Origin of the sequence: Lawsonia intracellularis PHE/MN1-00, assembly GCF_000055945.1 — a bacterium.
Classification (GTDB): domain Bacteria; phylum Desulfobacterota; class Desulfovibrionia; order Desulfovibrionales; family Desulfovibrionaceae; genus Bilophila; species Bilophila intracellularis.
Genome location: NC_008011.1, coordinates 1,143,167 through 1,157,772, shown reverse-complemented (window position 1 = coordinate 1,157,772; position 14,606 = coordinate 1,143,167). Strand labels below are relative to the sequence as shown.

At 32.1% G+C, this 14,606-nt stretch carries 14 protein-coding genes; 7 read left to right on the top strand and 7 right to left on the bottom strand.

The annotated features are described in order from the left end of the window. The first annotated feature begins 53 nt into the window (after window positions 1–53). The 4 genes from murJ (at window position 54) to LI_RS05030 (ending at window position 4,392) form a co-directional block, all read left to right on the top strand. Window positions 54–1,568, top strand: a complete 1,515-nt coding sequence (gene murJ / locus LI_RS05045) for a murein biosynthesis integral membrane protein MurJ (protein ID WP_011527010.1) — start codon at window positions 54–56, stop codon at window positions 1,566–1,568. Window positions 1,569–1,723: 155 nt separating this feature from the next. Next, window positions 1,724–3,622, top strand: coding sequence for an LTA synthase family protein (locus LI_RS05040; RefSeq protein WP_223604174.1), 1,899 nt, complete (start codon window positions 1,724–1,726; stop codon window positions 3,620–3,622). Window positions 3,623–3,663: 41 nt separating this feature from the next. After that, window positions 3,664–4,041 (top strand): DMT family transporter, encoded by a 378-nt coding sequence (locus tag LI_RS05035; RefSeq protein ID WP_011527008.1) that lies wholly within the window; start codon window positions 3,664–3,666, stop codon window positions 4,039–4,041. Between the two features lie 30 nt (window positions 4,042–4,071). Next, window positions 4,072–4,392, top strand: coding sequence for a multidrug/spermidine efflux SMR transporter subunit MdtI (locus LI_RS05030; protein ID WP_011527007.1), 321 nt, complete (start codon window positions 4,072–4,074; stop codon window positions 4,390–4,392). Between the two features lie 13 nt (window positions 4,393–4,405). On the opposite strand, the gene lepB is transcribed toward LI_RS05030, so the two are convergent. From lepB to purD, 3 genes are read right to left on the bottom strand one after another with little or no spacing between them, the layout of a single operon-like run. Further along, window positions 4,406–5,038 (bottom strand): signal peptidase I, encoded by a 633-nt coding sequence (gene lepB, locus LI_RS05025; protein WP_011527006.1) that lies wholly within the window; start codon window positions 5,036–5,038, stop codon window positions 4,406–4,408. Window positions 5,039–5,098: 60 nt separating this feature from the next. Next, the gene (purE, locus tag LI_RS05020) at window positions 5,099–5,614 is read right to left on the bottom strand and encodes a 5-(carboxyamino)imidazole ribonucleotide mutase (RefSeq protein WP_011527005.1); all 516 of its coding nucleotides are present in this window, start codon (window positions 5,612–5,614) and stop codon (window positions 5,099–5,101) included. Then, complete coding sequence (gene purD, locus LI_RS05015) at window positions 5,601–6,887, bottom strand: phosphoribosylamine--glycine ligase (RefSeq protein WP_011527004.1); 1,287 nt, start codon at window positions 6,885–6,887, stop codon at window positions 5,601–5,603. Before purD ends, purE begins: the two co-directional genes overlap by 14 nt. An 813-nt stretch (window positions 6,888–7,700) precedes the next feature. On the opposite strand from purD, the gene LI_RS05010 reads away from it, so the two are divergent. Then, window positions 7,701–8,600, top strand: a complete 900-nt coding sequence (locus LI_RS05010) for a M23 family metallopeptidase (protein WP_011527003.1) — start codon at window positions 7,701–7,703, stop codon at window positions 8,598–8,600. Window positions 8,601–8,764: 164 nt separating this feature from the next. Beyond that, window positions 8,765–9,355: a ribonuclease H-like domain-containing protein gene (locus tag LI_RS05005; protein WP_011527002.1), complete on the top strand. Its 591-nt coding sequence runs from the start codon at window positions 8,765–8,767 to the stop codon at window positions 9,353–9,355. Window positions 9,356–9,515: 160 nt separating this feature from the next. Here LI_RS05005 and recR read toward each other — a convergent pair whose 3' ends face one another. The 4 genes from recR to LI_RS04985 all read right to left on the bottom strand — a co-directional run bounded on the left by recR (window position 9,516) and on the right by LI_RS04985 (window position 13,200). Further along, window positions 9,516–10,127 carry a recombination mediator RecR gene (recR, locus tag LI_RS05000; protein WP_011527001.1) on the bottom strand — a complete coding sequence of 204 codons (612 nt, stop codon included), beginning with the start codon at window positions 10,125–10,127 and terminating at the stop codon, window positions 9,516–9,518. A 64-nt stretch (window positions 10,128–10,191) separates the two neighbouring features. Beyond that, complete coding sequence (locus tag LI_RS04995) at window positions 10,192–10,503, bottom strand: YbaB/EbfC family nucleoid-associated protein (protein ID WP_011527000.1); 312 nt, start codon at window positions 10,501–10,503, stop codon at window positions 10,192–10,194. Between the two features lie 18 nt (window positions 10,504–10,521). Further along, window positions 10,522–12,246 carry a DNA polymerase III subunit gamma/tau gene (gene dnaX, locus LI_RS04990; protein WP_011526999.1) on the bottom strand — a complete coding sequence of 575 codons (1,725 nt, stop codon included), beginning with the start codon at window positions 12,244–12,246 and terminating at the stop codon, window positions 10,522–10,524. Between the two features lie 30 nt (window positions 12,247–12,276). Further along, window positions 12,277–13,200, bottom strand: a complete 924-nt coding sequence (locus LI_RS04985; protein ID WP_011526998.1) for a branched-chain amino acid transaminase — start codon at window positions 13,198–13,200, stop codon at window positions 12,277–12,279. A 329-nt stretch (window positions 13,201–13,529) separates the two neighbouring features. On the opposite strand from LI_RS04985, the gene LI_RS04980 reads away from it, so the two are divergent. Then, the gene (locus tag LI_RS04980; RefSeq protein WP_223604169.1) at window positions 13,530–14,453 is read left to right on the top strand and encodes a M15 family metallopeptidase; all 924 of its coding nucleotides are present in this window, start codon (window positions 13,530–13,532) and stop codon (window positions 14,451–14,453) included. Window positions 14,454–14,606 lie beyond the last annotated feature (153 nt).

The following is a 14,606-nucleotide window of genomic DNA, read 5'->3' as shown; positions in this document are numbered from 1 at the left end:
ATATATTCCATTCTTATAACTAAATCTAATATAACTTCTATTATGTTGCAAAAATGTTCTATCATACACTCATTATAACTATTGGAGCCTTTTTTTCAAAACTTCTTGGATTAATGAGGGATGTTTCAATAGCTTGGCTTTTAGGTAGCACAACAACAGCAGATGCTTTAACTATAGCTTTACGCTTACCTTTTTTTTTCCGAAGACTACTTGGCGAAGGTTCACTTTCTATAGGTTTAACCAGTATTTGCCGACATGAATCTATATGTTCCAATAGTGGCATACAACTAACTCTTCGTATTGCTGTAATATTTGCACTTATTATAGGTACTATTAGTAGTGTAGTATGGTTTATCCCTACTATTGCTCTTGATATCTTAGCACCTGGATTTAACTGGGAACATACTGTACATAGCGAGACAATACAACTCTTTCGTATTTGTCTTCCTTATATTATTTTTGCTATTCTGACGTCTGGTTGTATAGCTGTATTACATAGTGAAAGACATTTTCTTTTACCTGCCCTCTCTCCTGTACTCTTTAATAGTTCAGTCATTATATTTGCATTAATTTCAATAGGTTATACCCCAATAGATAGGGGAGTATTCCTTTCTTATGGTGTACTCTGTGGCGGAATCTTTCAATGGATGTCACAACTACCATTAGCCTTATACTTAAAAAAAGCAGAACCAAAAGTAGACTATAATATATCAATCCTAACAAAAAACGTTTTAAAAATTCCAAAAAATATTTTTATAGCATCTATCCCACAACTCACATTTATTTTAGCAACTGCGCTTACTTCTTTTTTACCAACAGGACATGTAGCATCACTTTTTTATGCAGAGCGACTCATAGAATTTCCTATTGGTATTCTTAGTAGCGCTATTGGGATAGTAGCTCTACCTGTGTTAACTACTATATATAGACAAAATAAACTATCTATATTTGGAGATGAAGTATCAAAAAACGTCAGCCTTATCCTAGCAATAAATTTTCCTGCTGCATTAGGACTTATAGCTATCTCGATGCCATTAGTTCAAGCAATATTTTATCATGGTGAATTTAATTTTCAAGCTGTTAATATAACAACCTTTGCTCTTTGTGCCTATGCTCCTGGGCTACCAGCCATAGCATTAAGTAAAACACTACTTTCAACATATTATGCTATTAATAATCAAACAGTACCTTTCTACGTAGGTATGTTAACCATTACACTAAGCTTTCTATTGGGAGCATTACTCCTTTATTTCTTTAATATTATTGGTCCTCCACTAGCTGCTTCTCTTAGTTTATGGTTTTACTGCTGGTTACTATGGAAAAAATTACATTGCTTTATTCCTGTTCACTTTCCTTTTAAAAAAGTATCGCTACAACTTCTTGCAGCCTGTTGTACTTTTATTTTATGTTACACTACAGTATATTTTTTATCTGATGGGGTTCCAGTAATTACAATATGTTTAGTTGTACCTATTGGTATCATAAGTTATGTTGCCTCATTATACTTACTTGATAAAAAACAACTTATCCAAATAATAAAAAATATTAGATACCCGACGTCAATATAATTAGTTTTCTCATGTACATACATAACTACTTACTATCTTAATCTAAAGATTTTATATTACCTATGAATATCAAATTACATCTCCCACCCTTTATTTATACTATAACAAAATTCTTATTTTTAATATGGGGCATACTCATACTTGCAAGAATAAGTATGTTTATTTTATTATATGATGCACTCTCTAACATACCATTTTCACAAATTTTGTATGCTTTTTATATAGGAAGTAAATTTGATATACGTATTGCTGTCATCATATCTATTCCACTGTGTTTACTTCTTTTAAGCCCATATTTAGAAAAACGGCTACCCAAATACATACCATATATTCTTAGTTTATATGGCCTGATTATTAGTTTAGTTCTTATTCTTTATATTACAGATTTTGGATATTTCTTCTATTTAAGACAACGTCTTGACGCCACTCTCTTTGATTTTCTTACAACTCCTATAATTTCATTACATATGGTATGGGAAAGCTACCCTATCTTTTGGATAAGTATTGCTTTTTGTCTTACCCTATCTTTATGCCTTTTCTTCATTTATTTAATACTAAAAAGTAATAAGATAACAATGTTATCATCCTTTCCCCGAGGATGTTGGACAATAATAACATTGATTATACTATTTTTATTTGCTTATGGCCAAATTAATACAACTCTTTTTCCACTTCGATGGAGTAATGCATATTTCAGTATCAACAAAGATCTTGCTATATTAGGATTAAATCCCATTCAAAACCTTTATGATACCTATAAAATAATGTCTGCGATTCCCCCTGATATTGCTGCAACACATACAAGTTATCCTCGAATAGCAGAGTGGCTTAACGTCACTAACCCTAATGAAAAAAACCTAAACTTTATTCGTGTAATAAAAGGTCATAAGCAATCAACTCCCATAAACATTGTGATTATCATCATGGAATCATTAGCATGGCCTCGCACATCACTAGCTCCAGGAGAAGATAATCCTACTCCAAATCTAAAAAAACTTGCTAAAGAATCTCTTCTTTTCCCATTCTTTTTTGCCCCAGCAAGAACTACTGCTCGAGCAATTTTTACAACCATGACAGGAATTCCTGATGTAAATCGATCTGGAGGAACAAGTTCAAGAAATCAAAAACTTATTGAGCAACACCTTATCATGAATGAGTTTAAAGGATATGAAAAATATTATATGCTTGGTGGAAGTGCAAGCTGGGCTAATATAAGAGGTCTATTAGATCATAACATAGAACACCTTCAACTTTTTGAAGAAGGCAAGTGGAATTCACCTAGCGTAGATGTTTGGGGAATTTCTGACTTAGATCTCTTTCGTGAAGCAATCAAAATTTTTAATAATTCTCCACTACCTTTCATTGGTGTTATCCAAACTTCAAGCTTTCATAAACCATACACCATACCTAGCGATAATGCAGGGTTTATAAAATTAAACCCTACACCAGAATTATTAGCAAATTACGGATATACAAGTGACGAAGAATATAATTCTATGCGCTTTGCTGATCATGCATTAGGTGAATTCTTTGCTCTTGCAAAGACTCAACCATGGTTCCAAAATACCATATTTGCTATTTTTGGAGATCATGGACTTAATGATCCATCCTTAAACATGACACCTGGATATCTAGCTTGTCGATTACAAAGTAATCATATTCCCCTATTACTTTATGCTCCAGGAAGAATTCAACCAGGTGAATATCCATACCCATGTGGACAACCTGATATATTCCCAACCCTAGCTTCTCTTGCAGGAATTACTTATCATAATCAAACAATGGGAAGAAATCTTTTAGATCCAGCAACACACCATGACTCTAAACAGTTTATTGCAGGTGAAACTGAAGCGTTTATCCGACTTGTACAAGATGGGTATTGTTATATAAAAGAAGAAACAGAAGGGCTCTATTTTCTTGCAGATACAGAGTGCAATAACTTAATTGAAAAGGAATCTGAACGTACGCAATCTATGAGACAAGCTGCTACAGACTTCTTTGCTATTGCAAAATATATGCTTTATAATAATAAACGTCCTAATAAAGAGAATTAACAATTTAGTGAATTTTTTAACATCAAGGTAAAGAAGGTATTATGCAACCCCGTCAATATACTTCACAAGTTAAGCACTGGATATACTTAATTATAGCGATTCTCCTTGAAGTTATAGGCACTTCTGTTATGAAGCTTTCACAACTAGGAACTTGGATATTTGAACCAAATATTGGCTATCTCCTTATGCTTATCTGTATAGGACTTTCTTATTATATGTTAGCACTTGCTGCTACAGGGTTACCAATCGGAGTAGCTTATGCATTCTGGGAAGGACTTGGACTTATACTTATTACACTTGTTAGTATCTTTGTTATAGATGAAAAAATGACTATTACTCGGCTAATATCTTTATTTGCCCTACTTAGTGGAGCAATACTCATTCACCATGGAACAGTAAATATTTCATCAAATAACTAAAACAAAATGTATATGGAGAGATTATCAACAATGTTTAATAGTTACATAGGAGCTATTCTTATAGCAGCAGGGTTAGACATTATTGCTAATCTAATGTTAGCTCGTTCTCAAGGCTTTAAAAAAATCTATTATGGTATTCTCTCTCTTATATGTGTAGGACTAGCCTTCTTAGCTTTAGCTTATGCAACTCAAGGTTTAGATCTTGCTGTTGCTTATGCTATGTGGGGTGGTTTTGGCATTTTAGGTACATCTCTTGGTGGTTGGTTTCTATTTGGACAAAAGCTTAAACCTTCTGCATGGATTGGTATTATTATACTTATTGGGGGAATTGTATCTCTAAATCTAGCATAATCTATTATATATTTTAATTATCCTCATGGATAAACTTTCCAATCCGATCAAAACGTATATTATGTAGTCCTTGTGAAGACCAATAAATTATCCATGCTTTACCACAAATATTCTTCTGATTAACAAATCCCCAGAAACGAGAATCTAAAGAATCATCCCGATTATCCCCTAAGACAAAATAACTTTCAGAAGGAACAACTATAGGTCCCCAATTATCTCTTACAGGAACAATAATATCTTCTTGGGAATGTTGTACATAGGGTTCTACTACTTTTTCACCATTTCGATATAAAATCTTATCTTTCATTTCGAGAATGTCACCAGGGACACCAACTATTCTTTTTATATAATCAACAGAGGTATCCTTTGGGTAACGAAAGACAATGACATCTCCAACTTTTGGATCAATCCCCTTAATTAAATAACTATCAGAAAATGGATTTTTTAATCCATAAAGAAACTTATTTACTAATAAATGATCACCTATTTGTAATGTTTCCAACATAGAACCTGAGGGAATTTTAAAAGCTTGGATAACAAACGTTGTGAGAATAATAGCCATACATCCAGCCCAAAATATAGCTTCTAAATATTCCCAAAAAACTGTTTTACGTAACCACTGAAACATTTTTACTATACTACCCATGAAAAATAATTTCCCCTTCTAATCTCATTAGGACCACTTTATAATATAAAAAGATTTTTATTAACTAATAATACTAGTATATTTATCTTCTATACTTTTACTTACTGAAAGTACATCATCTTTAAATTTTTTACGAGCAGCATCTAACTGTTTTTTTATTTTTGAATCATGTAATGCTAAAATTTGAGCAGCTAACCATGCAGCATTACGCGCACCTGCAGTATCCAATGCAACTGTTGCTACAGGATAGCCTGAAGGCATTTGTACTGTAGCAAGTAGTGCATCCATTCCGCCTAAAGAAGAAGAGGTAATAGGAATACCAATAACAGGCTTTAAAGTACGGGCAGCTACAGCACCAGCTAAATGAGCCGCCATTCCTGCAGCACAAATAAAAACTTCACATCCATTTGCCTCTAGGCTATCTATAAGTTCAGCTGTACGCTCTGGAGTTCGGTGTGCGGAACTTACTGTAAATATATAGGGAATATTTAACTGCGTTAAAATTTCTGTACAAGGGCTTACAATCGACTCATCAGAAGGAGAACCTATAAATATTGCAACTTTAACATGTTTCATTCTTATACCTTAATCCTTTCAAACCTATATCTGTACGATATCTTGTCTTCTCTATATGAATCATTTTAAGTGCTTGGTATACATCTTGCTGAGCTTTTAATAAAGTAGAAGAAAATGAGGTAACACAAAGAATACGACCGCCATTAGAATAAAATTGGCCATTATCTAGTTGAGTACCTGAATGGAATACTTCTATCCCTTTTTGCTCTTTTACTTTTTCTATCCCTTCAATAAGCATACCTTTAGGGTAAGTATCAGGATATCCATCAGCAACAATAACAACGCCCAAAGCACTACTTGAATGTATCTTCAAATTTATACCTGAAAGTGAGCCTGTAAGACAACTCTCTATTAATGTTATGAGATCATTTTCAAGTCTCATCATTAATACCTGACATTCTGGATCGCCAAAACGTATGTTGTATTCAAGAACCTTAGGCCCATCTTTTGTCATCATCAAACCAGCATATAATATACCAACATATGGATGGCCTTGCTTAGACATTTCTTTGACTATAGGAAGGATCGTAAGATTAGCCATTTCTTCTAGCATATCTTTTGGCAAACAAGGAGCAGGACTGTATACCCCCATTCCCCCTGTATTAGGACCAACATCTCCATCAAAAGCAGCTTTATGATCTTGCACAGAAGGAAGAGGTAATACTACATCACCAGAACAAAAAGCTAATAATGATACTTCTTCTCCTTCAAGAAATTCTTCAATTACAATAGTAGCACCTGACTCTCCAAATACTTTTTTATCCATGATATATTCTAAAGCTTTTAGAGCATCTTCTTCTGTATGGCTGACAAAAACACCCTTTCCTGAAGCTAGCCCATCAACTTTTATAACAACAGGTGTACCAGTATTTTTTATAAAATCTCTAGCGTCGTCAATATGATGAAAAATACCATAATTAGCCGTAGGTATACCAAGTTGAACCATAAGTTGCTTTGCAAAAGCCTTACTTCCTTCAAGTTGAGAACACCACCGTGAAGGACCAAAACAGGCTACTCCTATAGCTTTCATTGCATCAGAAATACCTAGTGTTAATGGTAATTCAGGCCCAGGGATCACTAAATCTATACAATATTCTTTTACAAACTTTACTAGTTCTTGAATATTATCTTCCTTTATAGGAATATTAGTAGCACATTTTGCTGTCCCCCCATTACCAGGAGCCACAAAAATTTCTGAAACCTTTTCACTTTTTTTTAGCTTCCATGTCAGTGCATGCTCACGTCCTCCAGAACCTATTACTAATACTCTCATAATAAAAAAACTATCCCTCCATATTACTTTAAAGATATTTCTAGATGAAGTAGCTGCTTATAAATAAAAAAACAACTAAAATAAATAAAACTGAAAAATAAAAAATATGAATAAGATTCATAAAAAATAAACAGCATATATAAGTATGAAAATAAATGTAAGAGATAGTAATAAATTACTTAAACAGAGAAATAGTATAATTCTTCATAAGCTATATTGTAGCTTATTTATTATAGTAAATTATATCAAATAGTTACCTATATATTTATTGATAGTTAAAGTAAATTTAAAACGAATATTTTATTTAGTCTATTTAGTAATAAATAATATAAGGTTAAAATTAAGTATGTATCTATATATTAATAATTAATCTATAATATTTATTATTGATATATTATCGTATTACTAAATATAATTAGTATATCTATATAGTAGATATAAATATTATTTTAAAATATCTAGTACAGTAAAATTAAATATAAATTTAAAAAAATAAAAAATTTTTACTAACTAAATTACGTCACTACAGTTTATAACCAGCTGTAGTTAAATAATAAACAAAAAAAACCTACTAAAATATGATTATAAATTTATAAAAAATCTTGTTACTGCCTATAACTAGCCCATAAACAACGATTGACAAATGCTAGGGGAAACGACTATTGTACATCTAATAAAATTTTAGCAACAAGTTTGGATAGTAGAGTTTTAGTTAAAAAAGTTAATAGGCTATGACTATACTACAATGCTTAATATTTGGTAGTAGTATTAGTTATATTAAAAACCTCATACCTAGTATTTGATGAGTTATACATGTTTTTTGGTAACTATCATATTATACTACTTAAAGAAAAAAACGGTACTAGTAAAAACCTTTATATTAAAGGCTGGCTTGGTAGTTCACTTTGTATTTTTCTTGGAGTAGTGATTATTAGTAATATCTTATTATGGCAACAATACCAAAATACTAATATACTCCAAAGACAACTTTCTGAATCTGAACGTACAATTGAAACACAAAATACTCAACTAATGGGTTTAGTAGGAAAAATTAGTTCACTCCAAGAAGACCTTTCAAGAGTACAACGTCTTGACTCAAAACTTAGAGTTATTGTCAATATTGAAAAAGATATTGAAGCTACATCCATTGGTGGTTCCAGAACAGAAGAATTTTCTCGAACCTATCTTCCCTTACATAGACAAGAATTAATGGTTCGAAAGCTCAATAATTTCCTTAAACAACTATCAGAAGAAGTAAGACTTGAAGAAGTTCGTCAACAAGAGCTTCTCCAAACTTTACGTGACAAGAAAGAAGCTTTAGCTTCTATCCCATCTATTTGGCCTATTTCTGGTTTTATTACTTCTCACTTTGGAAATAGACCATCTCCCTTTACTGGCCGAATTGAATATCATAAAGGTTTAGATATTAGTGCAGCAATTGGGACTCCTATACAAGCTTCTGGGAATGGACGTGTTATCCTTGCTGGCTGTGATGGTGCATATGGAAACTGTGTTGTATTACAACATGGCTCAGGGCTAACATCTCGATATGCACATATGAGCACAGTAGATGTCAAAGTAGGACAAAATGTCCGTCGAGGTCAAATTATTGGATACGTTGGGAGTACAGGACGGAGTTCAGGACCTCACCTTCACTATGAAGTTAAAGTAAATGGTATGAATGTAGACCCATTACGTTATATTCTTGATTAACCTCAACTATTATCAATAACTAGTTAATATATATTAATTATATTATTAATACTAATAGAGTTAAACTAACTCTAGGGTAATGTTTACTATAAAATGCTAAATATATATATATAGCATAAACCTATAATTAAACTACATACTACTATAATTAATTAGAAAACAATATGGAACAAGTTCAAACTATCTCATCTTCCAACAGTACATTTTCTAATAAAACAATCCCTAATCACTACTTAGTATTAGACATAGAAAGTCGTTATTCTGCGGAAGAAGTCGGTGGTTGGCAATTTGCAGAAAAAATGGAAATTAGTATTGCTGTTACTTACGACTCTACTACAGATACTTTTACTAGCTATACACAAGAAACTATTTTTCCCTTATTTCAACGTTTAAAAAAAGCTGATTTGATTATAGGGTTTAACCATACAACATTTGATTATGCTGTATTACAGCCGTTTGCCCCCTATAATTTACAGAACCTTCCTTCACTTGATTTACTCAAAGAAATAAAAAAAAGCCTATCCCACAGAATATCACTAGATAATCTAGCACAAGCTACATTAAATATAAAAAAAACAGCAAATGGATTACAAGCATTACAGTGGTGGAAAGAAGGCAATCTAGAAAATATTATTGAATATTGCAAAAATGATGTTTCTATCACTAATAAATTATTTCTTTTTGGGCATTCAAATCAATATGTTCAATTTATAAATAATGATAACCAATGCATAAGAATTCCTGTTGATTGGTAAGATATTTGTAAAAAATACTTACCCATTTATCATGCTAAACATATTAGTCTTTTTATATAGCTCTCAAAAAATTTTATTTATATAAATGACTTGAATATATTCTAATATACTTAGGTAATACCAATCTATTGGCTTTTAATGAAGTTAGAAAACAAAAAAATTAAGATAACTCTTGCCTATATTGTAATGACTGCCTCAGTGTTTCTCTATCCATAAATTTAACTTCTGCTCCAAGAGGGATACCCTGAGCTAATCTTGTAACTCGAATATAAGGGAAACGTTTACTAATTAAACTATAAATCATTGTAGCTGTGGTTTCTGCCTCAATTGTTGAGCCTAATGCAAGAATTACTTCTTTTACCTCTCCCTTGTTTAAACGATCTATTAACCGATCAATCTCTAATTTGTCTAAGCCCATATTATCAAGAGGTGCTAGTAATCCTCCTAAAATCATATAACGCCCTTGAAAAAAACCAACTTCTTCTAATGTCACCATACTATCCCACTCAGAAACAATACAAAGAAGATTATCTAATCTTTCACTATCTGCACATACAAAACAAAGGTTACTATCTGACAGTGCACCACAAGAAGAACATAGTCCTAGTTTATCTCGTAATTCATAAATAGATTTCCCAAGACTACGAGTTTCGCTTTCAGGCCACTTTAAAAACGTCATAGCAATACGCATAGCAGATTTTGGCCCTAATCCAGGAAGTTTAGTTAATTGACCTATAACAGTCCTTAATATTTCTGGTATATGCTGATCCACAACACATCCTACTAGTTTTTATGTATTATTATTTAAATTTTGTCTAACTTTAGATAAAAAAGTATTATAATATACCAGGAAGTTGCATACCACCAGTTATAGCACTAATTTCTTTTTCCATTGTATTCCGACTAATACGTATAGCCTCATTTACAGCAGTAAGAATAAGATCTTGTATCATTTCAATATCTCCTGACTCTATAACTTTAGGATCAATCTCTATTGATTTAATGTCCTGTTTACAGTTTGCAATAACTTTTACCATCCCCCCACCACTTGTAGCTTCTATAGTACGATCACCCATTTCTCTTTGTAAATTGGCAATTTTATTCTGCATAAGACCAGCTTGACGTACTAATTCATTCATATTTTGCATAACTGTATTCCTTTACTTTCATTTATTAGGTTTAATATGTAAATTTGTAGTTGGAGTACACCGTAATAGTTCTGCATCAAAAGTTTGTTGTAAAATTTGAATAACAGGATGAGAAACAATATCTTTTTTAATTTCTGTTTCTAATTTAAAGGTATTTTTAGGCTCTATAAGTTGAACAGTATATTTTTCCCCAGCATAGTTATGGACAAGCTCATATAATTTTTCAAGTTTATCAGATATAAGTTTTTCATATAAAAATTGTGAATCTACTGTTATAACTAAGGTATTTTGTTGAAATATACCTGTAAGTTTATTTAAAAAATATGTATTTATAGTTGAACCATTTTTGCTACAGTATTGTAAAAAGCCCTCCCATGTTGGTTCTTCAATAATCTCCCCTTCATTCATAGAAGAGGAAATAGTATCTCTCTTACTTTTTACATCTTTAACACTGATAAATTGCAAATCTCCCTCAACAACTTCTTGGTACTCATTTTGAAATTTTGTATTAGAAATAGATTCACTTTCTGTACTAGCAGAGATGACATCTTTCTTCATAGAGTTATCTCTAAGTTTATTAGATATCTCTGTTTCTAAAGATGTTGAAGATAATGCAGCTAACCCATTAGAAATTTGCTCAAGAGATACAAGATGAGGTAATAATGTAAGGTTAAGAAATAAAAGTTCTAAAGCTACTGGAGGTTCAAGACTCATAAGTATTTGGCGTTGATTTTCAAGAACCATCTGCCAAGCAGCATGAAGGTATATAGGCTCAAATAAATTCGCTAATGAAGTTAAACGTGGTATTTCATCAGGAAGCATACCCAGCATATTAGCATCTAACTTAGAAACTTTTCTCAATAAAAATAGATTTCTCCACAACGTAGCAAATTCTCTAAGAAAAAACCCTAAATCAACTCCTTTCTCTAATAATATTTGGTTAAGTTTTACTACCTCTTCGTAATTTTGATCTTTGAATGCTCTAAGAAGCTTTTCATAGAATTCTTGCTCTGCTAACCCTAATACATTTCGAACAACATTTTCAGTTAATATGCCATTACTAAACATTAATGTTTGTCCAAGTAATGACATACTATCACGTATACTCCCAGATGCTCTTCGAGCTATTAACTGAATAGCATTATCTTCATAACAAATATTTTCCTGTTTAAGTACATGAATAAGGTTATAAATAAGCTCTTCTTTAGTAAGTGGTTTTAAAACAAAATGTTGACATCGGCTTATAATAGTTACAGGGAATTTATGAGGTTCTGTCGTAGCAAAAACAAAAGTAGAAAAAGGAGGTGGTTCTTCTAATGTCTTTAATAATGCATTAAATGACTCTCGTGTAAGCATATGTGCTTCATCAATAATAAAAACTTTATAGCGCCCTTCCATTGGAGCATAAGCAATAGATTCCCGTAATCGACGAGCATCATCTACACCTCGATTAGAAGCTCCATCTATTTCCACTACATCTACATGTATACCTTTAGTAATACGTTTACACTGCTCACAAGTATTACAAGGTTCAGCTGTAGGCGCCTGTTGACAATTTAAGGCTTTTGCAAAAATTCTAGCAATAGTTGTTTTCCCTACCCCTCTTGTACCACTCAACAAATACGCAGGAACAACTTTACTTTCAGCAGCAGCACGAGATAAAATTTTTTTAACAATTTCTTGCCCCACAACCTCCTTAAAAGACTGTGGCCTATATCTGATAGCCAATGATACCTGCTTCATATAAGTAACTATTTACTCCAACAAAAATAACTAAATGGTAAAAAAGGTTAACCAATTTTTATAAAAAGGATCTTCTCCTTTAACAATACTAAAATATTTTTTTTGAATAGCATGTGTTATACTACCTATTTTACCTTCACCAATGATACGATTATCTACTGATTGAATTGGTGTAACTTCCGCAGCTGTTCCAGTAAAAAAAGCTTCATCAGATATATAAAGTTCATCTCTAGTAAACTGCTGCTCAATAACTGTATAACCTAGGTCACTTGCAATGCTTATAACTGAATTACGTGTAATTCCACCTAAAATAGAGGTTAAGGGTGTTGTCTTAATAACCCCATCACGTATAATAAAAATATTCTCTCCTGAAGCTTCAGAAACAAAGCCTGCTGAATCCAACATAAGCGCTTCATCATATCCACTAGACTTAGCTTCCATCTTTGCAAGGACAGAATTAACATAATTTCCTGAAAGCTTAGCTTTTGTCATCATTGCATTAACATGATGACGAACAAAAGAACTTGTTTTTACATTTATTCCATTTTTAAGACCTTCTTCTCCAAGGTATGCTCCCCATGGCCATACAGCAATAATAGTCTTAATAGGATTATCTCCAGGATGTACACCCATAATACCTTCACCAACAAAAGATAATGGTCTAATATATCCCTCTGTAAGTTTATTGATTTTTAGTGTATCAATAATAGCTGAGGAGATATCTTCTTCTAAGTGAGGAATACGTAATCCAAGAATTTTTATGGAGTGGAATAATCGTTTAACATGGTCTGAAAGACGAAAAATAGCAGATGTGCCATCTATACAACGGTATGCACGAATCCCTTCAAAGGCTCCTGTACCATAGTGTAACGCATGTGAAAGTACATGAATTTTTGCCTGATCCCAAGGAATAAATTCCCCATCAAACCAAATATACTCTGTTTTTTGAACCATCCAAACACCCCACCAAAATTTATTCTATTATATCACAAAATATAACGCTAAGTGAAATGAAATTTTCGGTCAAGAAGCTTTAAATAAGAATAAACACATATAACATGTAACCATCATATTTTATTGTATAAAATAACTATATTGTTTAAACTTGCTCTGATATACTCCTTTAGTTAGCTTGTATTTTAGCAGAATTTTTAAAAATATCCTTGAAACTACCTTTAGTTTCTCATAAAAAGGACTTTGTGGTATCTATTGTATCTTATATAATTAGTTTAGTGTTAAACATGGCTTTGACAATGTCATCCTTTACACCATTGGAGTAACTTGTGTTAACCAGACGCAAATTTCTTTCTATAGGACTAATGGCTGTCATTGCGTGTTTTACATGGATACATAATATTTATGCAGCACCACGAAAACTAAAGAAAAAAGAATCACTTTCTCGTGCTCCATTTCAAAAAAACAATCGACATGGCAAACTAAAATCTTCACAACGTCAAGAAAATATTACAACTCTTACAGAAGAAGAAATTAGAGACTATTTTCTAAAAATGCGTAACTTTGATAAGCCATTCCCCACAGATATCATTCTTCAAGCGAAAGAAAAAGCATTACTTGATAGTAGCATGGCTAAGCTAACTGCAATTCAGGATATAGTAGGACATGGAAGGTTTTACTTACTCAGTGTAGACGAAGCAATTAATGTAGCAAAACGTTCTTCTATAGAAAATTTTTCAAAAAAAGAAATTCTTTTTCTAGAGGAGTTATTCTATGTTGATGCATCTAATTATGGTTTTATGGATAAAAAACCTTTAAACTCCTTCACAGCAACTATTCCCCAACATAATGTTTATAAAGTTCCTGGAATGGGGAATTTTATATATAAGGGGTTAGCTCAAAAAAAATGGGCAGAAATACAAAAAATTATTGGTAAGGATGTTGTTCTTACTAGTGGAGTCCGTGGTATTATAAAACAGTTTTATCTTTTTCTTGCAAAAGCACAAAAGCATAATGGGAATTTATCACTAGCCTCTAGATCACTAGCTCCTCCTGGGTATTCATTTCATGGAATTGGTGATTTTGATGTAGGCCAACGTGGTTTTGGTTACCGTAATTTCACAGCTGATTTTACCACAACATCTGTATATAAACAACTTTCAGTTAGTGGTTATCTTTCGTTACGTTATCCTAAAGATAATTTTCTCGGTGTACGTTTTGAACCATGGCATGTCAAAGTTCACTCATCATGATATATCTTATTAACTTTAAAGGCAAAGTTGATAACTTTATCATATTATAACCTATAACAAAATAACTAAAGTCCTTTACTACATTATAGAAAAAGTATATATCGCCCTCACTAATTTATCAAAAACAAAACTCACTGTTATATACTACCTTAA